Source organism: Halomonas flagellata, from assembly GCF_022487945.1.
Classification (GTDB): domain Bacteria; phylum Pseudomonadota; class Gammaproteobacteria; order Pseudomonadales; family Halomonadaceae; genus Halomonas; species Halomonas flagellata.
The window spans coordinates 1-19,304 of the sequence record NZ_JAKVPY010000011.1 but is presented as its reverse complement, the minus strand read 5'-3'; the positions used below and the strand labels follow the sequence as shown (position 1 = coordinate 19,304).

The window sequence follows — 19,304 nt, the reverse complement described above, 5'->3', positions numbered from 1 at the left end:
AGTGCGGGTGTGCCACACGCGTGTCGTCTGCTGAAAAATCGTGATGCGGGCCATTGGCCGTGGAAGCGGTGCGACCGCCGGCCTTGCCTCTGCACAAGGTCGGCGGTCGAGGTGACATTCAAGGGCTCCCGGGCGCCGCTGGCACTGGGTCACACGGGCGTGCCGGATACCCGGTAGATATAGCCGTCGTTCATGCTCTCGAAGAGAGCATTCTTCAGCTTGCGGGTGGCATAGACATGCTGTGCCTGGGTATTGGCCTGGCCCACGCTGGGCGCCACCAGAATGGCGGCCACCGTGCTGTTGCCGTTGACCCCGTTGATCTGAGCCTGCAGATTCAGATCGCCGGCGCCGGTGTAGCCCTGCACGTCGATACGTACGGTGCCCTGGTTCATGATGGTGCCAGCCCCGCGCCAGATCGCAGTATCGGCCAGGCTGTTGATGTCGGCCACCGCATCACTGTGCTGGCTCTGGTTCATATTGCCGAAGGCATTGCGTATCGGCCCCTGCCGTTGTACCTGTAACATGGCTGTCTCCTCGGCGAGGGGTTATCGCGGGTTGACGATCCAGTTGGTGCCCAGCCCGACGATGGTGCCCCAGTTGCTTTTGGAGGTGCAGGTAATGGTCTGCCCGTCCACCTTGATGGTCCCCTTGTCAGAGTCGGAGCCTCCGGCACCGCCGAACTCGAACGGTCCGATGAAGAAGCCGCCCTCGCCACTGGCTTTCTGTTTTACCTCCTCGGCGAAATCCGAGCCGGCGTTGATGGTGATGGTGGGCCGGTAACCGACGATCATCTGCGAAACGATGCGCGCCAGGTTGCCGCCCTTGCCGAAGTAGTACACATCATTGCCATCCTTGAAGCCGGAATGTTTGGGCATGAACGGCCCATTCACGTAGTTGCTCGGCATGGACGAATCAAACCAGTTTTCCGGGGTCACGTTCACCACCGACACATCCTGGAAGGCGAAGGTGATATCGTATTCACTGGAGAAGTGCTCGGTGGACACTTTCTCTACCTTGCCGCCGGCCTCGAAGCCGAAGAAATCAAACAACCCACCCATTTCGCCTTCGGCATAGACGGTGCTATCGGACCACTGCTTGGTGGACGAGCTGAAGGAGAAGGTGCGGGCGGACCCGGCGCTGGCATCGCTGCCGAAGCTGTCATTGGTGATACGCTTGATGTAGTCCCAGGGTGTTTCGCTGATCTGGAACACCGGCTGATCCTTCAGGGTGGTGCCCGCCTGCCCAACCACCGAGGACAGGTTGTCATTATATTGTTTCACGGCATCGGTGATGGGCCCCTTCAACTTCTTCATATACTCATCATAGGTCGACTGGGCTGTCTTGTACGCCGTTGTCGCCTGTTGAAGTTGCGCGGCCACGGCGATGCCTTCATTTTCCAACCAGTCCGCGAAGGATTCGGTGCTACCGGTCTGTTCCTGAAAATTCTGGTAGGCCACATTCACATTGGCCTGCACCTTCCCCATATTCTGCATCGCGTTGATGACATTCTGCTGCAGCTTCTGTCCTTCATCTCCGCCGTCTGTCACCATCAGGGAATTCAGGAACGCCTTGTACTGCTGTCCGAAATTCAGCTTCATGCCATAGGTATTGGGATCCACCAGCGGACTGGCCGGTACGATATTGAGGAACTGCACCTGTTGGTAGGGAATGGAACCGATCGGAGGGTTCTTGCCGCCCCAGTTCCAGGGCTGCGGCCCGGTCAGCATTTGCGGAACGCCTTCGATCTTCATCTGATCATTGAAGGCGGTCATGAATTGGCCCCAAAGCGTTTTTGTCAAGTCGCTCATTGTCTTGCTCCTGATAAAGGTTAAGGGGCATTGTCATGCCCTTGTGGGTCACCGATCCGTGAATCGGCGATATCAGTGTTGAGCAAGAAAATGATCCAGTGAAATTATCACTGCTGTTGGTTGCCATCATGAAACATGAATCATCTACTGTGATGATCACCATTACCATCCATAATGGTTAATCCCTTTTCCGCATGAAAAAACCCACTAGTATGAAAGAGGGCCTAAGCCAGATTGCGCACCTCGCCTTGAGGGAACTGTCGTATCTCCATAATCATTAAAAAGGATGCCATCATGATCACGCCGGAGTTATCCGCAGCGGCGCCGGACACCCTGCTTAACGCCCAACGCCTGGCCGCCCTGCCCGTTACCAGCGAGCACGCCTTGCCGCCAGTGGACTGGCCGACACTGGGCGTGGCGGCCAATCGTATCCCCACCGTGATTCCCCTCACCGACTGGCAGGCCAATTCGCCCTTTCCCGTAGCGGATGTGGCGGTGATCACCTGGACCAGCGCCGAATGGGCGGCCATGAACCAGGTGCTCACCAATCGTCGCGAACCGCTCACCCCGGAGCAGGCCAAGGGTCACGACTGGCGCCAGGGCTGGGAAAAGTACCAGCGTGATTACTGCCAGATTCATCAGTACATGGTGGATGTGTCGAAGACCTACCAGGGCGGCGCCCCCTCGCTGTATGACCAGGCGTGGGGCAGCGTGCGGATGGTGACCATCGGCGAGCTGAAGGTGTTGCTGGTGAAATCCGGTATGCACCTGGCCCAGGACGGCACCGACCTGCCCCTGATCCAACTGGTCGACCAGCTTTGCCGGGAAGCCCGGCCGCGGTTGGTGCTCTCCATCGGCACCGCCGGCGGCGTGCGCGAGGAGGATGCCCTGGGCTCGGCGCTGATTACCAACCAGGCCTACTTCCATTGCCTGAAAAATTTCGCCAACGCCGCCTTCAACCACAGCACCGTGCAATCGCACTGGCAACCCGGTGAGCATTACCTGCCCCAGGCCCAGGAAGGCGTGATCCAGGTCCCTGGCCCGGAAATCCTGCCGGTGAGCCCGCAGTATCCCGCCGGCGCCCACATCAGCCCGGATGCGCCGAACAGTCGCATCAAGGTGGTCACCGGCCAGCCCATCATTACCACCGACACCTTCCTGTTCGGCACCACCACCAACGGCCTGCAAGAGTACGGCTGCATCGTGGAGATGGACGACGCCGTGGTCGGCATGGCCTGCGAAAAGCATCGGGTGGCCTACGGTTTCGTACGCAACGTGTCCGACCCGGTCATCAATGGCCAGCTACCGGATTCCCTGCAGGACAGCTGGGCCGGCTACATCTATCAGGAGCAGGGGCTGTACACCAGCTACAACGGCGCCCTGGCCACCTGGGCCCTGCTGGCCGCCGAGGCGGACCGCCTGGAGGCGCACCATGACTAAGCCCAGCTGGTACCAGCTCAGCCCCGAGACACTCCGCAACGAGTATCGGCTGGCCCCGGTCAGCCCCGCCGGGGCCGGCTTTCTCGATCAGGCCAGCGCCCTGGCCAGCCACGGCTGCGAGCTGTTCGTCAGCAGCCCCCAGGGCCGTCTGGCCGCGCTGGAGCTGAATCCGGATACCCTGAGCTTTACCCCGGGGGCGGAAATCAACGCGAGCCTGGCCTACCAGGCCCTCAGCCCCTTCTTGCTGGGTGGGCAGCTGCACCTGCTGGCCTACACCCGGGAAGACGGCATCCTCGATTTCTTCCGGGTCACCGCCACTGATTTCCAACACCTGTACCGCTATCAACGCACCTATGGCGCCACCATGGGCTTCACCACCGTGCATGCCTTCGGCTACCGCGATCGCTGCCTGTTCATGGGCTACAACGCAGACACCGGCGCCAGCCGGATCTATGGCATTCAAGTGCCCCCCCAGGCCCCGCTGAGCATCAGCCAGCTATGGCAAAGTGACTGGGCAAAGGGCTGGCAGGATTTCTGTTTTTTCCAACTCGGCGGCGAGAATTTCTTCTTCAAGCACAACCCCACCTACAAGGCGGTCAATATCGACCACTATATGGATGACCCTGCCCAGGGTTCCCACCCGGTCGGCACCGGCCTGCCGCTGCCCCAGGAAACCAGCGCGGCAGCAACGCTCGCCTTGCAGGAAGGCCCCGGCTTTGCCGGGTATCGGGCGGACAACGGCCAGCTGACCATCAATCGCTTCCACACTGATTGCCAGGGCTGGCAACAGCAAGCCCAGGTGCAGGCCGGGCGGGAGCACTCGCATCTGCTCGCCATTCCCTGCGGTGACGGCAAATCACTGCTGGCACTGTACGGCTGATTCATTTATCGGCCACCATATCGAAGAACCAGTCGATCACCTGCTCCACCCGGCGCGGGTAATCGTGGTCCTTGATGGTAATGATATGGATATCATTGAGCAGCGGCTGACTGGCCTGGTGGCGGTACAGCCGCCCCTGCTCCAGCAGGGATGCTACGCAATGACAGGGAATCACCGCCATCCCCAGCCCACCGGCCACCATGTCGATGGCACCGTTGATGGAATTGATCTCCCCGGCAAAGGTCAGCGAATAGGTGTTGAGATTGCAGCGCTCGGGAAATACATGCTTTAGCCAGCGATCATAGTAATAACTGGAACCGGGATACCAGATGAAGCGCTGCTCCAGAATGGAGCTGTCGGTCAGGTCCTGCAGCGACGCCGGATTGCTGGACACCAGCACATACTCTTCCTGACAGAACAGCCGGTAACGCAGCAGCGGATGATTGTTGTTTTCCGTGACGAAGCCGAAATCCGCTTGATTCTCCAGCAGCATGCGCACCACCTCCTGGGTGGAGGTAAGGGTGATGTTCAGCTCGATATCCGGGTGTGCCCGGCGTCGCTCCAGCAGCATGGGAAAGTGCGGCGACATCAGGCAACTGGGCGGCATGGCATAGGACACCAGCCCCGCCACCCGCGTCTCCATGGCGTGCACCCGATCCATGAACTGCTGGGTGCTATGCATCTGCTGGCGCACGTAATGCATCAAGGCGTTACCGGCATCGGTGAGCACCACCTTCTTGCCGATACGCTTGAACAGGGTGACGCCGATCTGCTCTTCCAGCTTGGCGATATGCTGGCTGACCCCGGACTGGGTCATGTGGGCACGGGTGGCCGCATGGGTAAAACTCTGGGTCTGCGCCGCCGCCATGAAGGCCTTGAACAGGCGCTGATCCAGAAGCATGAAATCCCGGTTGGAAAAGCTCATCAGCGTCACCCCTCACTGGCCGCCGGTGACAGCGAAAATTGCAGATTGAAGGCCTGCCCCGGCCCCACCGGCAGGCCGGCATAGTCGGCAAAGGGAGACGACGGCACCGCCACCGCTGCGGCGGCGTCGGCCCACACCAATTCGCCAATGGTGTCAGCCTGTAACACCTGGCCCTGCTGTTGCCAGTGGGACCAGACCACCAACAGGTCGTCATCCAGATAGAAATAAACGCCCAGCAGCCCCTGCCGCGGCCGGGCACGCAAGGTTCCCATCGCCTCGCACACCCCCTGCCGGAATGCCGCCACGCCTTGCCCGCTACGCAGCCAGACCTCGCTGAACACCGCCCCTTGCTGCCAGTTGCCCCCGCAATCGAATAACTGCACCGGGCCCGACTGCTTCGGCTGATCATCAAAGGGCGCCGGGAAATCACTGTGGCTGGCGGGCCGGCCCTGCCGGGCCTGAAAACTGAACACGGTACCGTGCAAGGCCCCGTAGGCACGCCCTGCCACGGTGGCATGGCTGGCCTGCTGGTAACACTGCCGGCTGGGGTAAAACACCAGCGCGATTTCATCCGGTACCTTGGGATGGCCGCTGGGCGGCAGTACCGATGGCACATAGGCCTGCAGGCCCTGCGGGGCCATCAACTCGACGGTGGCGGGGATAAAAATCTCCCCCAGTTGCTGGTAAAAACGCTCCCGGCCGGCACCACTGGCCAATTCCGGCAGGGCATAGCCCAGCCACACCCGTACCGCCCGCGCTTCCCTTGCCATCACACTCTCCTTGCTCACAACCACTGGAACACCATTATCCGTACCGCCTGATCGCACCGGCCGGCTGGTCCCCTTACCCCTGCGCCTCCCGGTGGCTATTATCTTCATAGCCCACGATGCCTAAGCTTTGTCTGAAAAGTCGGCGAGCGATGGCCAGACAAGGCAAAAATCGGCGAAAAGACGGAGTTTACGCGGTGTAAATGAGTACTTTGAGCCGATTTTTAACGCCGTATGGGCGAGCGCAGGCAGTTTTCAGACAAAGCGTAGAAACTGTTTGACTGGTTTGACTGGCTTGACTGTCAACCCCAATGAATACCAAAGAGGGGGCCGGGGTGAATGCCTAGGACGCACCTCTTGTACCAATCGGGCATCTCCTTTCCTGATATACCTTCGCCGCGGAGCGGTGGGGACGCCTGGCACCTATCCTCCTTGATGTTCCGCCCCGATGCCCTGGAACATCTCGCGAAGATCGACGGTTGAACGCTCGCCGATGGCAGCGAAGTTCTCATCCAGCCAGCGTGTGGCGGTGTCGCGGCCCATATCGCGCAGCTTGATGAGAAACCCCCATTCGACGTTCATCTTCGACGAGGCGCCCAGCGGTTTCAGCTCCGCCTGGTTCTCGATGATATGCACCCGCACCTGACGGTATTCGTCCTCCGAGAGCTTGCCTTGGCGGATCAGCCGGTCGACGAAGTCGATGCCGCGCAGCTCCTTCAGCAGGCTGGCATTGAAGCTGATCTCGTGCATCCGGTCCTGGATCTCCTGGGGCGTCTTCGGCGTGCCCTTGCGCTCGATCGGGTTGACCTGGATCACCACGATGTCGTCGGTGCCGGTCTTGCCGTGAAAGGGGAACAGCGACGGATTGCCCATGTAGCCACCGTCCCAGTAGGGCACGCCGTCGATCTCCACCGCCTGGTAGAGCTGCGGCAGGGTGGCCGAGGCCATGACCATGTCGGCCGTGAGCCGCTCGCGCGGGAAGACCTTGACCTTGCCGGTCTCCACATTGGTAGCGGAGATGAAGAGTTCGAAAGCGGTGCATCTGCGCACCATCTCGAAGTCGATGCTCTGCTCCAGCAGATCGAGCAGCGGATTGATATTCATCGGGTTGAGCTGATAGGGCGAGGCCACGCGCGTGAGCGCATCCATGGCGTGATACATGGGGTTGTTCTCCAGCCCCCAATTGCCCATCAGCACGTCGATCGGCATCCGTTTCAGCGGGCTGTTCTTCGCGCCGTCGCTCATGCATCGCCAGAAGCGTTCGAGCGCCGCGCGCGCGCCTTCGGGGCCGTCGCGGGTGAAGCCATCGGCCAGCGCCACCGCGTTCATCGCCCCCGCCGAGGTGCCCGAGACCCCGGCGATGCGCAGCCGGCCGTCCTCGAGAATTCGATCCAGAACCCCCCAGGTAAAGGCCCCATGCGCGCCTCCGCCCTGCAGGGCGAGGTTAACGAGCTTGGGTTTCTGCGTCATGTGTTCGCCCTCTTCCGGTTGTGGTTCCGCCTGCTGCGCCGGGGCGCGACCATCTCGGCGCCGAGATGGCGATGTCGACGTTGCGCATGGCTCAGTCCATCCGCCAGCCATGGCTGACCACGATGCTCTGGCCGGTCAGCGCATTGCTCGGGAAAGTGGCGAGGAACAGCGCGGTATGCGCCACGTCCTCGACCGTGGTGAATTCCTTGTCCACGGTCTCGCCCAGCATCACCTCGTTGACGACATCCTCCTCGGAGATGCCGAGGTCCCTGGCCTGTTCGGGAATCTGCTTCTCCACCAGCGGCGTCTTGACGAAGCCGGGGCAGATCACGTTGGTGCGCACACCCTTTTCGCCGCCTTCCTTGGCGATGGTCCGGGCGAGGCCGAGGAGGCCGTGTTTCGCCGCCACGTAAGGCGCCTTGAGCGCCGAGGCCTCCTGCGAGTGGACCGATCCCATGTAGAGGATCGTGCCCGCCCCCTGCCTGTACATCTGCGGCAGCACGGCCTTCGAAGTCAGGAAGGCGCCGTCGAGATGGATCGACACGACCTTGCGCCATTCGTCGAAGGTGAAGTCCTCGACCCGCTTGACCATCTGTATGCCGGCGTTCGAGAGAAGGACGTCCACCCGTCCGTGGGCCTCGAGCACCCTGTCGATGCCGCGCTGCACGGCGTCCGGGTCGGTGACGTCCATGTCGACGCCCATATGCCCCTCGCCGAGCGACGCCGCAGCCGTCTTCGCCGCGTCGAGGTCGATATCGGCGAGCACCACCTTGCCACCCGCGGCGGCAAAGCATTTGGCGATTTCGAGGCCGATGCCGCTGGCGCCACCGGTGATGACGCAGATCTTGTCGTTAAGTTTCATGGTCGTTTCGCCTTTTCGGAATCTGAAAGCATGAACCGGCCATTCGCACGCGCAAAGGGCCGGTAACAGGATTGGCCCTATCACACCCGCCTCAGGTGCGCATGGGAACCATTAACCACCTTTAGCCGCCTTTAACCACCTTTTTCGGAATTCAAGCAAGTATCGGTAACCAAACCTTATCCCATAATGGATTGCCCACGTCCGCCAAATCAGGCGGAGAGTTGGTTGGAACCACTTCAATGGATCAGCATCGTCCCTACCAAGCCCAGCAAAAACCCGCATATGGCGCCTACGGCAGGAAAACTGTTGCTCTCGCTATGTGCGCGGGGCGCGATATCCTCGAAGATCAGATAGAGAATACCGCCACTGCAGAACAACAGGATCATCGCGAGCATAAACTCGCTTGACGAAAACCACACGAATCCCAGCCAAGCCGCCAAGGGCCCCACCATTGAAACAGCGAGGAAGATCATTAGCAAGCAGGATCGCGAGCTCATGTTTTCCCGCATTTCGTGGTAGGCGGAAAACCCTTCAGGCATGTTTTGTAGCGCTATCAGGCCAGCGAGAAGATAGACCATATTCGAGCCGCTTGCTGCCAACACGCCGAGTAGAATGGCCTCCGGAAAAAAGTCCAGCAGCATGCCCATGAACTGCGATACCGAATTCTGCGTACGTTTCGCCCAGGCACTGAACTGCCAGAACACGAGTCCTCCCGTTCCAAAAGCCAGGCCCACAGAAAGTACCGATGTATGCTCAATACCGCGTGGAATCAAGACGAGCGCTATCGCTGCCAACAATGCGCCGCCTCCGAAATACGACACGAAACTGTCCAGCTTCATTCTCAGGCAGGCATTCCTCAACACAACATTTGAGGAGACCAAGGCCCCGGCCGGAATAGACAAGCCGGCCATCCACGCCAGCCCCAGAGCCCACGCCACAGGAAGCACCGTCATTACCTTATATTCCTGTCTGGATTGTTCCAATTCACGTCCATGATTGCTTAGTAATTCAAGCTGATCGTCATATCCAGGTTTTGCCCATCGTACCGAAAGCTCGCGGCATTGAACGAAGGTGCACTCATCGAGGCTTTTGCGTCGTTTGAAAAACCGTAGCCTTCCTTGGGGACCCCCAGCCAGTTGACGTCAAGCTTGCCGTCCATATTTTCATCATGAATGACGGCCATTGCATACGTTCCCGGCGGGATGTCCAAAAAGTCGCATCGCGCCTGCGTATCCTGAATTTTCATTATCATGACATTGGTTGCGGAGCGCAGAAATTCCGTAGGGAAACCCACTGGCGATTCGAAGAGCGCGCAAGCTACGGTTCCAGTGCTGTTTCTAATATCCAGAATATTAACGTGAATTCCGGGGCATGATGGTTGGGCAAAGACGATGGCGGGAAGATTCGCAAACGCAAGCAGTGCACACAATGCTGAACACCGAACTCCCATGGGGAGTCGCGTCTTCGGATGCCTGTCCGTGGAGGCCAACGCGGACCTCCGATGAGTTGACTCACTCATGATGTTCCTCATGGCTCCGATCTGTGTAGCCTGGTTGAATCTGTTATTAGACAGTGACGGCTCCCCACGAGTTCTGTGCTGTTCGTCGCACAAAGCCTGCTCGGGGGTGCGGACAACCTTCATTGGCGTTGACAACTGAGCGTTTGGCCGGCTAGGTACCATAGGGGTTCGCCCAGTGGCCATTTGATCAGCAAGTAAGTGAGTGTCCTTTTCTTCCTACTCCTGCGCCCTTTTTCGCGTTCACTTTTCGCGATTCGCCGCCTATAGCAAAGGGATGTCCTACGACCCTGCAGGGTGAAGAGCATGATTCCGTCAATTTGTCAATGGCAAGCGAAGCTATTTCGAACTACGATTAAGCCACTGGGGGGTTCGCAAGAAAACCGGGCTCCCGCCCCGTTCAGCGACAGAGGGGTTCGCCGACGACGTCCCTGCGTCAACGACAACATAAGCCCGTCTACCTGTGGTATCTATCCATACCGGAGGTTCGACCATGACTCCAACACAAGCCATTGAATTCGCCAAGGACAAGCGCTGCGAAATCGTAGACCTGAAATTTTCCGATATTCTGGGCCTGTGGCAGCATTTCTCCATCCCCGCCAGCGAGCTGGACGAGGACGTGTTCGACGCAGGCGTGGGGTTCGACGGTTCCTCGATTCGCGGCTGGCAGGCCATCCACGCCTCAGATATGCTGGTAATTCCCGACCCGTCTACCGCAGTGCTCGACCCCTTCACCAGCGCTCCGACACTGTCATTAATCTGCAACATCATCGACCCCTTTACCCGCGCAGAGTACAGCCGGGATCCCCGCACTATCGCGCGCAAGGCGACGCAGTACCTGCAGTCGACCGGCATCGGCGATGTCGCCTATTTTGGCCCGGAAGCCGAGTTCTTCATCCTGGACGATGTCCGTTACGAGCAGAACCAGCACTGCGGCTACTACTTCATCGACTCGGTCGAAGGCCAGTGGAACACAGGCCGGGAGGAGTTTCCCAACCTCGGCTACAAGCCCCGTTACAAGGAAGGATATTTCCCGGTGCCGCCCACCGACTCGATGCAGGACATACGCTCCGAAATGGTGCTCATCATGGCAGAGCTGGGGTACCGGATAGAGGCCCACCACCATGAAGTGGCCACGGCTGGACAGGCGGAAATCGATATGCGCTACCTGCCCCTGGACAAGATGGGCGATGCCCTGATGTGGTACAAGTACACGGTCAAGAACGTGGCACATCGCCACGGCAAGACCGCCACCTTCATGCCCAAGCCCGTGTTCCAGGACAACGGCAGCGGCATGCACGTGCACCAGAGCCTCTGGAAAGCCGGCAAGCCCCTATTCGCGGGGGAAGGCTATGCGGGTCTGAGCCAGCTGGCGATGCACTATATCGCCGGCATCATCAAGCACGCTCCGTCCCTGGCGGCCTTCACCAATCCCACCACCAACAGCTACCGTCGGCTGGTGCCGGGCTTCGAGGCGCCGATCAACCTCGCTTATTCCAGACGCAACCGCTCGGCGGCGGTACGCATTCCCATGTATCAGGGCAATCCCGAGGCCAAACGCATCGAGGTGCGCTTCCCGGACCCCACGTGCAACGGCTACCTGGCATTCTCCGCCATGCTGATGGCGGGACTGGATGGCATCGACAACAAGCTGGAAGCCGGCGACCCCCTGGACAAGGATATCTACGCGATGAGCCCAGAGGAGTTGGCGGATGTGCCGTCGACACCGGCGTCCCTGGAAGAAGCCTTGGTGGCCCTGCGAGAAGACCACGAGTTCCTGCTCAAGGGCAATGTCTTCACCGAAGATGTGATCGATACCTGGATCGACTACAAGATGCAGAACGAGGTATTGGCCCTGCAGCTTCGCCCACACCCGTACGAGTTTGCCCTGTATTTCGACGCCTAAAAATGAAAAAAGGAAAAGCAAAGGACAACCACTTTCTTGATCGCCCGAATTATAAGGCCCCCTGTCGCAGATGAAGGGCCTCGCGGTGACGCCCTTGCCCTTCTCCTAGCCTTCCCCCGGTGTCTGGATGAAGGGCAATTGGCTGACAACAGCAAGACGGGCGGCATGAATGATTTCGATGCCCAGGCGGCCCGACCGGCCTCACAGGTCGTCGCCTTTCAAAAATAGACCTGGCCGCTACCGCTCAGCGACGATGTCGATAATGGTCCGCTGCGTCGCGTCGATGGTGAAACGGACCTGATCGCCGGGCGCCACGTCTTGCAGCAGACTCGCGGGCTGGACCTGGTAGCTCATCACCATCGGCGCCATGAACCCCGGTATCTCCTCGTGGTCAATGGCGAATCGGCCCGCGCGCTTGTCCACGGACACCACGATGCCGATCCCTTCATGCAGCCGCTTCTCTTCACCCTCTTCGTCATCCTGTTCCTCGTGAGCATGCGCTTCGCCGCCCTCGCCGACGATGAGCCGGCCGTGCATCCCCATCTCGTCATGCGTCGCCACGTGGCAGTGAAACTCGAGGGTGGTGTCACGGTCGGGAGTCACGAACCGGGCAACCTGCGTGTCGGGGCCCGTGAACTCGAGCGTGAACATGGGGTTCAAGCCCGGCAGCATCAGGGCGTGGCGGACCGCATCCTTGTTCTCGAAGACGATCTCCACTTCCTCGCACGGCTCCGCCCGCAGCACCCTGGGTTCGAAGGCGAATACCTCGCCGGCACGCGCGAACTGGATGCCGCCCTGGACGTGAATCCGCCGGAAGCGCCGGGGCTCCTCGCACGCGTCGGCGACGATCCGATGGCCCTCGATGGCGCTGCGTTGCGGCAGGGGGGCCACCGTCGTGTCCCGGGCCGTATAGTCGAATTCGCCGCCCACGGGCTCTTGCTCTGACCACCCGTAGGCATACTCGTCGCGAGTCGTATGGAAGATCTCCGGATCGAAGACGGGGACCTCGCCGCGGTAGTAGGCCGGATCGAAGAATCGATCCAGGCTGGTCGCGACTTCCGGCAGCCCGTCGGGCCCGATGAACTCCTCGTAAGTAATGGCCGTTATATCGCCGCCGGGGGAGATCCCTTTGTTGGTGACGGTGGACTCCACGTGATCGTGCATGAACCACACCCCCGGCCCCGAGGTGTAGGTGTCGTCGCGGCCCGTTCGGAGCTCGAGATCAACGCGCTGCGCCGCCCCGATCGTGAACACGTCCCGTGTGACGCGCGCCTCCGGTGATAGGGGGTAACCGTCCGCGTGTGTGAGCACCGGGTGATGGCCGTGGGTATGGAGGTGCATGGTGCGGGCGCCGGCGTTCAGCACCCGCAGCTTGACCCGCTCGTCGGCGTCCACCTCGATCAAGGAATCCCGCAACGTGAAGGGAAAAGCGCGACCATTCAGGAGAAAGATGTTGGGGCGACGCTGCGTGGAGTCGTATTCCCGGTGCATGCGCTGCTCGATCTCGCGGGGATCGTGATAAGCGGCCGGAATGCGGTTCAAGCGTGCGTCGATGTCCATGTAGACGAGCGAGTACTCTCGCTGGTAGTGCTCCAGCGCCGCTCGGGTCAGGTCGGTGATGCGACCCGCCCCCGGAATCAGGCGCGCAAACTCGTTGTCGGGCCGATTCGGCTCGATAATGAGCATCCCCACGAGCCCCATGAGCACATGCACGTCCGGCTGCACGTGACAGTGGTAGAAATGCGTGCCGGGGTTCTTCGCGGTGAATTCATAAGTGAATGCCTCGCCCGGCTTGACTGGCGGCTGGGTGAAGTCGGGCACGCCGTCCATCTCGTTGGGATGAATGGCGCCGTGCAGATGGATCGTATGCGGGAAATAGTGCGTGTTGCGCAGCGTGATGCGGACGCGGTCGCCCTGCTCCACGCGGATTGTCGGGCTCGGGGCGCGCGCCGGGGAGACCATGCCCCGACCTTCAGGGGCGAACACCCAGAAGGTCACGAACTCGCCGGGGTAAACTTCCTCCTGGACTTCGATGACTTCCAGGCTGATGTCCACCTCATCGGCATCACCGTCCCCGTCCAGATCCCGCCCGAGCTGCACGGCCTCGGGGGCGACCCCGGGCGGCGCCGCCCCCGCCCCGCGGCCCTCGGCCCACGCGCCGCCGAAAACAAGCAGGGCCACCAGCGCAAGCAGCGAGCGCATGACCATGAGAACCACCTCTGTACCGCAGGCTGGGGGCACCCGCACACGGGCTCCGCCCGCGCGCTTTTACAAGCCGGTTTATTGCTGCTCCATATAATGAAAGTGTAGGACATCGGCCGCGGTGGCATAGCCCTGCGCGCTGTCGGCCTTGGCGATGGCGCGGGCGTGATCATAAGGTCCCTGCGGCCTCTCGTGGTTATGACGAGCCGCCGTGAGCAACGCCTTGGCGTCGTCAAGCAGCGCGTGCACGAGGGCCATATCCTGCCGATCCATCATCTCTCCCATCCCTTGCATGTCCGCGGACACCTTGTCGATAGCCGCCTGGGCCGCTGCGAAATGCTGGGGGCATTCAAAGGCTTTTGCCGGACCGGACAACAGTATGACAAAGGGTGTCGCGAAAACGACTGTCAGCGTTGACTTATTCATCTTTCCTCCTCCCGGCGAAATCCAGCCCGAAGCGGTCCAAACGTTTTCATACAGTCTGGACCAGAAGCAGTCTTTCGATGTCAGCCGGGATAAGGTTAGCGTGGCGCCAACGGCGAGGCCGCAAGCCGCTCTCTTTCGCACAATAAGATCAGATTGACTGCATTCATGCTATACGCTTTACACGCTCAGCGCTTCGCGTTATCCGCTATGTCGTACGCCTGTGGTTGGCCGACCGGCAGTTCGTCTTTCGGGCTATCCCAAACCAAAAAGATTTTACCGTAGGTTTCTTCTATGCTCTTCACGAATTCCGCTGCTTCTTCCTCCGTCATATCTGGCAAGGAAGGATCTAACTGCCCTATCTCCTCTTTGTGATAATGCCAAAGTGCTTGTTCGGCCTCTGGCAAGGCCGCGTAGGCATCTGCACTGATAATGAACTCCACACCAATCAAGCGTGCATTCTCTTCATCGCTGTCATATAGCTGGCATGCCGTCACGCCGCCAGGAAGTCCACCCTTACAATAGTGATGCGCAACGGCCTCAAGGTCGCCGGCGATATGGCGTTTCGCATCAATGTGGATCGTCCAGCCTGCCGTAGGGGGCTCGTGAGCGACGGCCGCTCCTGTGCCGGCTAAACATGCGATACCGAAAGCAATTGATGAGATCTTGCACATGACGACCTCCCTACGAGGCTTCTTGGAAGCACAACCGCGCTCACTCTACAGTGATAGCTACATTATCATAGGGCACGACGCCAAGGCTCACCAATATGAATTTTTTCATACTGCGTGTCAGTTTGAGTCATACGATGTTGCGCAAGCGAAGCCAACTGACTCCAAGACATGGCGTGCCTCACGGCTACCGACACGGGCTTTAAAGAACTAGAGCAAAGCATCGACGGCGGAGCCTGCACACTGGATCGAACTTCCGTTTCGGATCGAAAGCGACCATCCCCGTTTCGGCTCCGGAATCCCCTCGATGCCGCATAACGCCAATATTAAGCGACGCCCGTGGAGCGCAGCGTAATGGCGTCACCAACCACGATATGGTTTAGCGCCCCCAACAGAGAACCCAAAAAGGCACCTCGATCTTCGGCAAGCGCTGTTCCATCAAGGTTGCTGGAAGCCTTATGAACTTTTGCGTTCATCCACTGATTGTAAGCCGCCATCAGTTCAAAATTTTGCCTCAGACTCATCTGAGTTCCTTCACATGTATAACGACAAGCTAAGCGGCGCGCTTTAGCGCGTCCTTGCTTGAGCGCCTTGTTGAACTTCGTTATGCGCCGCCGTGGTGATGAGTTCCATCCAAAGCGAATGCAGCCAGCGTTTCGCCGCGGACTGCTAACCCTCCCGCTGCATCTTCTCACGCCGTGCGACTTCCGCCGGCGTGGGAGGGTCCATGGCATAGTCGCCGGTTTTCACCGCACCGTCGCGCACATACTGTGCGATCACAATACCGTTAGGCGACACTCGATTGGCGGTCAGTTTGAATGCCGCTGCCGTCGCGCCATCGTTAAATAGCTTCTTGCCTTCCCCGAGCACGACCGGGAATGTGAACATATTGATCTCGTCGACGAGGTCGCTCGCAAGCAGCGTTCGGATCAAGTCGGTGCTGCCTTGTGTGACTAGCGCTGGCCCGTCTTCCTGCTTCAGCTTGGCGACATCGGTCGCCGCGTCACGGAGGGCCACCGATCCCTTCCAGGTCAGATCCAGGCCCTTTCGGGTCGCAACATACTTTGTGATCGAATTGAAGGCCTTGGCCAAAGAATCGTCGGGTCCCCCTTCGGCGTACGGCCAGTGCGCCGCGAAGATCTCGTAGGTCTTTCGTCCGAGCAGCAGGTCGAACGGCTGACTGAACATCTTGCCGATCTCTTCGCCGAACACCTCGTCCGCCAGCGGCGCAACCCAGCCACCGTAGCTGAATCCGCCGGTCGGATCTTCCTGGGGCCCGCCGGGCGCCTGCATGACGCCGTCTAGCGAAATCATGGCGCCGACAATCACTTTCCGCATGAGCCCATCCTCCTGGTTTGCTTTCTCACACCCAGTAGTCGAACGAGACACCGCGTAATCGACAGCTCGGTGCGTTCTGGGTGTGAGTGGCGCCTAACGGTGAAGCTGAGCCGTGCGGCTTTGCCGGGGCGTCTCCCCTGGCTCGGAAAACGACCTTCCCATGGCGCTATGTTTCAACACCGCGGAAGGAGGCTTGTCATGTCTAGCCTCCCACTCAGCCCCAAAGCTGCCGTTCCCCGCCGCCGTTGCCAGAAGGTCGCCTGGCCGAAGCGCCTTGGCCCCTGGTAGCTGGCCTTGAGGTGCCGGAGATAACGCTGGGGACCGCCTGCATCTCCTGCTGCTAGGCGCCGAGCGATTGGAGCAGGCCGGACTCGATGGCGTTGGTCGCGCTGGTGGCCGACCGTGTCGGTGCGCAGTTCCCCCAGGGGCACCTCGATGTCCCTCGATGTCCATGAACGCGCCGCCGCTGAACTGGAACTCGGGCCCCAGGCTGGAAGGGGTGTCGATGCGACGGGCGCCGGGGGTGGTGGCCAGCTTGTGCCTGTCCGGCAGCGCCACCTCGGCGTTGCGACGCTGGAAAGTCCTGTTCGTCGACAATCCTCTCCGCTCTGACATCGAGTCATCCGTCAACTCGTCACCGTTTGATCGCTTACGCTTGGCCGGTCACTTCCTGGCGTGCCCATGGCTTGACAACCCTTGACAACCTGCCTGGGGAAGGCATATACCATCCATGTGGATGGTATATGGATGCTTGGCTGCCGAGGATACGCTGATGAGTGTGCATGAACTTCGACGAAAGGCAGGCGACACCACCGAGAAGATCACCATCAACCTGGGGGTGGTTGATCTGGGACAGATCGATCTGCTGGTGCAGGAAGGGTTCTACTCCAACCGTACCGACCTTATTCGTACGGCGATCCGCAACCAGCTGGCGTCGCATGCGGAAGTGGTCAGGGAGACAGCGGCACGCAAGACCTTTGTCCTGGGCCTGCAACATTACAGCCGCAGTGATCTCGAGGCGGTACAGGCAGCCGGGCAGGTACTCAAGATTCAGGTGCTGGGGCTGGCCAGTATTGCCGATGATGTCTCTCCTGAGCTCGCCCTCGCCACCATCGATTCGGTTGTCGTGCTGGGTGCCTTGCATGCCAGTGCCGCGGTCAAGGCCGCCTTGGCGGATCGAATTCATTGATGGCGCGACAGCGCCAAGGATACTTCCGATGATGAGCGAAACGATGAGGGCGGGATTACAGGAAGCGACCCGGTTGACCCGCGCGGGCCAGTTGCAGGAGGCGACCGCAATGATTCAGCGCACGCTGCGTGGCGGTCCGAGCCAGGATGTCGCGACTAAGCCCACTTCAGCCCCGGGCGCCACGATAGAAGGGAGCTGCCGCGTGATCGACGACGAGCTCGCCTCGGCAGCGACGTCAGCCCCCGATGAGTCGCCATGGCGTGCATCACTTGAAACTGAGACCAGCCATGGGGATGCGTGGGCCTGCCCGGAAGACCTTCAGTTTGATCATGCGCACGCCTCGGCGGCACAGCGACCATTTGCCGCCGATCGGCTGGCGGCCGATCTGCATGACGTGTGGCGCGAAAAGTGGTTTCGCTTCCGTGGGCCCGAGTCCTGGTTACCGCCGCTCTCGGACCGGGTACCCGACAGCGTGCCCGACGCCGGGACGTTCACGACCGGGGCTTTCACCAACCATGCCGGCACGCGCGACTACAAGCTGTACATCCCCAGCGGCCATCATGGCCAGTCGCTGCCGCTTGTCGTCATGCTTCACGGATGCACCCAGGATCCCGATGATTTCGCCGCCGGCACTGGCATGAATACGCTCGCCGAAGAACAGCTGTGTTTCGTGCTCTACCCCGCCCAATCCGCTGCCGCAAACAGCTCCAGGTGCTGGAACTGGTTCATGGAGACTGACCAGCAGCGCGACCGCGGTGAACCGTCCATCATTGCGGATCTGACCCGCCAGGTCCTCGTCGAGCATCGCCTGGACGAGCGGCGGGTCTATGTGGCGGGGTTGTCGGCCGGTGGTGCCATGGCCATGACCCTGGCAATGACCTACCCGGATCTTTATGCAGCGGTCGGTGTCCATTCCGGGCTTCCCCATGCGGTCGCCCAGGATCTTCCGTCCGCATTCACCGCAATGCACCGCGGCGAAGGGGCCTCGGCCGGCTGGCCCACTGGCGCGCCCGGCACGCAGTCGTACGCGGCACCCATTCCCGCCATCGTGTTCCACGGCGACCGGGATACTACGGTGCATCCATGCAACGGCGACCAGGTGATCGCCCAATGCGCGCCTTCCCATGCCAAGCGGGGAGCACCGCCCGAGGGCGGCCCCGCTCCGCGCCTGAGCGTGGAGCGGGGCCAGGTCCCCCACGGCCATGCCTATACGCGCACCACCTACCACGACGCGAACGGGCAGCCCATCATGGAACAGTGGCTGGTGCATGGTGCCGGTCATGCCTGGTCGGGCGGGTGTTCCCGCGGCTCTTACACCGATCCCAGAGGGCCCGATGCCACGCAGCAGATGCTCCGCTTTTTCTACGACCATCCGCAGGGCGAGGCTTCGGTATGATCTTGCCCAGCAGCAGTGGACACCTCGCTAAGACAGTACACTGAGACGAGGCGATCCATGGCGAGCGTTTCGAGACCTGGGACGCGATGCGGCGGCAAGTGTTCGAGTACATCGAGATGGACGACAACCGGCAGCGCCGGCACAGTGCGATTGGGATGATCAGCCCTGAGGCCTTCGAGGCCCGAATGATCTCTTAGATCGGTGTCCACGATTGCTGGGTAAGATCATACATCCAATTTCCTGCAGGGACGCTTCGTTGCCCCTTGGCCGTTTTTACATACTGGCTGGTTCTGGAGCCCAGCCCGTGGCCGACATAATTTCCCCCACGGAGAGAGGCCCCGACTCCGATATAGAGCACTTGACCACCTTCCCCCTACACGTATCAACCCGCCTCTTTCATCAGGCCCTTTGCTGAGCGGCACTTCCGGCATCTCAGCAACGCTCAGCCAGTTCCTCCACCATCTCGCTACCGAGCAGCGAGATTCTGATAGTGCGAGGCTTTTGAATCCCT

18 protein-coding genes and 1 pseudogene are annotated in these 19,304 nt (G+C 60.5%); 6 read left to right on the top strand and 13 right to left on the bottom strand.

Annotated elements, in window-relative coordinates; all coding sequences use genetic code 11:
* Positions 1–149: 149 nt before the first annotated feature.
* Positions 150–524 (bottom strand): hypothetical protein, encoded by a 375-nt coding sequence (locus tag MKP05_RS10805; protein WP_240568283.1) that lies wholly within the window; start codon positions 522–524, stop codon positions 150–152.
* 21 nt (positions 525–545) lie between these two features.
* Positions 546–1,808 carry a hypothetical protein gene (locus tag MKP05_RS10800; RefSeq protein WP_240568282.1) on the bottom strand — a complete coding sequence of 421 codons (1,263 nt, stop codon included), beginning with the start codon at positions 1,806–1,808 and terminating at the stop codon, positions 546–548.
* Positions 1,809–2,102: 294 nt separating this feature from the next.
* On the opposite strand from MKP05_RS10800, the gene MKP05_RS10795 reads away from it, so the two are divergent.
* Both MKP05_RS10795 and MKP05_RS10790 read left to right on the top strand, forming a co-directional pair.
* Positions 2,103–3,248, top strand: a complete 1,146-nt coding sequence (locus MKP05_RS10795; RefSeq protein ID WP_240568281.1) for a phosphorylase family protein — start codon at positions 2,103–2,105, stop codon at positions 3,246–3,248.
* Positions 3,241–4,128, top strand: a complete 888-nt coding sequence (locus MKP05_RS10790) for a hypothetical protein (RefSeq protein ID WP_240568280.1) — start codon at positions 3,241–3,243, stop codon at positions 4,126–4,128. Before MKP05_RS10795 ends, MKP05_RS10790 begins: the two co-directional genes overlap by 8 nt.
* A gap of 1 nt (position 4,129) precedes the next feature.
* Here MKP05_RS10790 and MKP05_RS10785 read toward each other — a convergent pair whose 3' ends face one another.
* The 6 genes from MKP05_RS10785 to MKP05_RS10760 form a co-directional block, all read right to left on the bottom strand.
* Positions 4,130–5,053, bottom strand: coding sequence for a LysR family transcriptional regulator (locus tag MKP05_RS10785; RefSeq protein WP_240568279.1), 924 nt, complete (start codon positions 5,051–5,053; stop codon positions 4,130–4,132).
* A 5-nt stretch (positions 5,054–5,058) separates the two neighbouring features.
* A complete protein-coding gene (locus MKP05_RS10780) occupies positions 5,059–5,823 on the bottom strand; it encodes a hypothetical protein (RefSeq protein ID WP_240568278.1) in 765 nt (254 codons plus the stop codon).
* A 420-nt stretch (positions 5,824–6,243) separates the two neighbouring features.
* Positions 6,244–7,401: a patatin-like phospholipase family protein gene (locus MKP05_RS10775; protein ID WP_306766757.1), complete on the bottom strand. Its 1,158-nt coding sequence runs from the start codon at positions 7,399–7,401 to the stop codon at positions 6,244–6,246.
* The gene (locus MKP05_RS10770; protein ID WP_110281562.1) at positions 7,382–8,152 is read right to left on the bottom strand and encodes a 3-hydroxybutyrate dehydrogenase; all 771 of its coding nucleotides are present in this window, start codon (positions 8,150–8,152) and stop codon (positions 7,382–7,384) included. The genes MKP05_RS10775 and MKP05_RS10770 overlap by 20 nt, the downstream gene beginning before the upstream one ends.
* 236 nt (positions 8,153–8,388) lie before the next feature.
* The gene (locus MKP05_RS10765) at positions 8,389–9,105 is read right to left on the bottom strand and encodes a ZIP family metal transporter (protein ID WP_240568277.1); all 717 of its coding nucleotides are present in this window, start codon (positions 9,103–9,105) and stop codon (positions 8,389–8,391) included.
* A gap of 47 nt (positions 9,106–9,152) precedes the next feature.
* Entirely contained in the window at positions 9,153–9,581 is a 429-nt protein-coding gene (locus tag MKP05_RS10760; protein ID WP_240568276.1) for a DUF2141 domain-containing protein, read from the bottom strand.
* Between the two features lie 580 nt (positions 9,582–10,161).
* Between MKP05_RS10760 and glnA the strand changes: the two genes are divergently transcribed.
* Positions 10,162–11,574, top strand: coding sequence for a type I glutamate--ammonia ligase (gene glnA, locus MKP05_RS10755; RefSeq protein WP_240568275.1), 1,413 nt, complete (start codon positions 10,162–10,164; stop codon positions 11,572–11,574).
* A 237-nt stretch (positions 11,575–11,811) separates the two neighbouring features.
* Here the strand turns inward: glnA and MKP05_RS10750 are convergent, their stop codons facing one another.
* From MKP05_RS10750 to MKP05_RS10730, 5 genes are all read right to left on the bottom strand, one after another.
* Entirely contained in the window at positions 11,812–13,782 is a 1,971-nt protein-coding gene (locus MKP05_RS10750) for a multicopper oxidase domain-containing protein (RefSeq protein ID WP_240568274.1), read from the bottom strand.
* Between the two features lie 72 nt (positions 13,783–13,854).
* A complete protein-coding gene (locus tag MKP05_RS10745) occupies positions 13,855–14,202 on the bottom strand; it encodes a hypothetical protein (RefSeq protein ID WP_240568273.1) in 348 nt (115 codons plus the stop codon).
* 185 nt (positions 14,203–14,387) lie between these two features.
* Complete coding sequence (locus MKP05_RS10740; RefSeq protein ID WP_240568272.1) at positions 14,388–14,873, bottom strand: DUF1264 domain-containing protein; 486 nt, start codon at positions 14,871–14,873, stop codon at positions 14,388–14,390.
* A gap of 323 nt (positions 14,874–15,196) precedes the next feature.
* Complete coding sequence (locus tag MKP05_RS10735; RefSeq protein ID WP_240568271.1) at positions 15,197–15,394, bottom strand: DinB family protein; 198 nt, start codon at positions 15,392–15,394, stop codon at positions 15,197–15,199.
* A gap of 145 nt (positions 15,395–15,539) precedes the next feature.
* Positions 15,540–16,208, bottom strand: coding sequence for a dihydrofolate reductase family protein (locus MKP05_RS10730; RefSeq protein WP_110281570.1), 669 nt, complete (start codon positions 16,206–16,208; stop codon positions 15,540–15,542).
* Between the two features lie 772 nt (positions 16,209–16,980).
* Here MKP05_RS10730 and MKP05_RS10725 point away from each other — a divergent pair.
* The 3 genes and pseudogenes from MKP05_RS10725 to MKP05_RS10715 all read left to right on the top strand — a co-directional run.
* Positions 16,981–17,397, top strand: coding sequence for a ribbon-helix-helix domain-containing protein (locus tag MKP05_RS10725; protein WP_240568270.1), 417 nt, complete (start codon positions 16,981–16,983; stop codon positions 17,395–17,397).
* A gap of 28 nt (positions 17,398–17,425) precedes the next feature.
* Complete coding sequence (locus MKP05_RS10720) at positions 17,426–18,793, top strand: extracellular catalytic domain type 1 short-chain-length polyhydroxyalkanoate depolymerase (protein ID WP_240568269.1); 1,368 nt, start codon at positions 17,426–17,428, stop codon at positions 18,791–18,793.
* Positions 18,794–18,840: 47 nt separating this feature from the next.
* Positions 18,841–18,990 (top strand): annotated as a pseudogene (locus MKP05_RS10715) (IS3 family transposase); the annotation flags it as partial.
* Positions 18,991–19,304 lie beyond the last annotated feature (314 nt).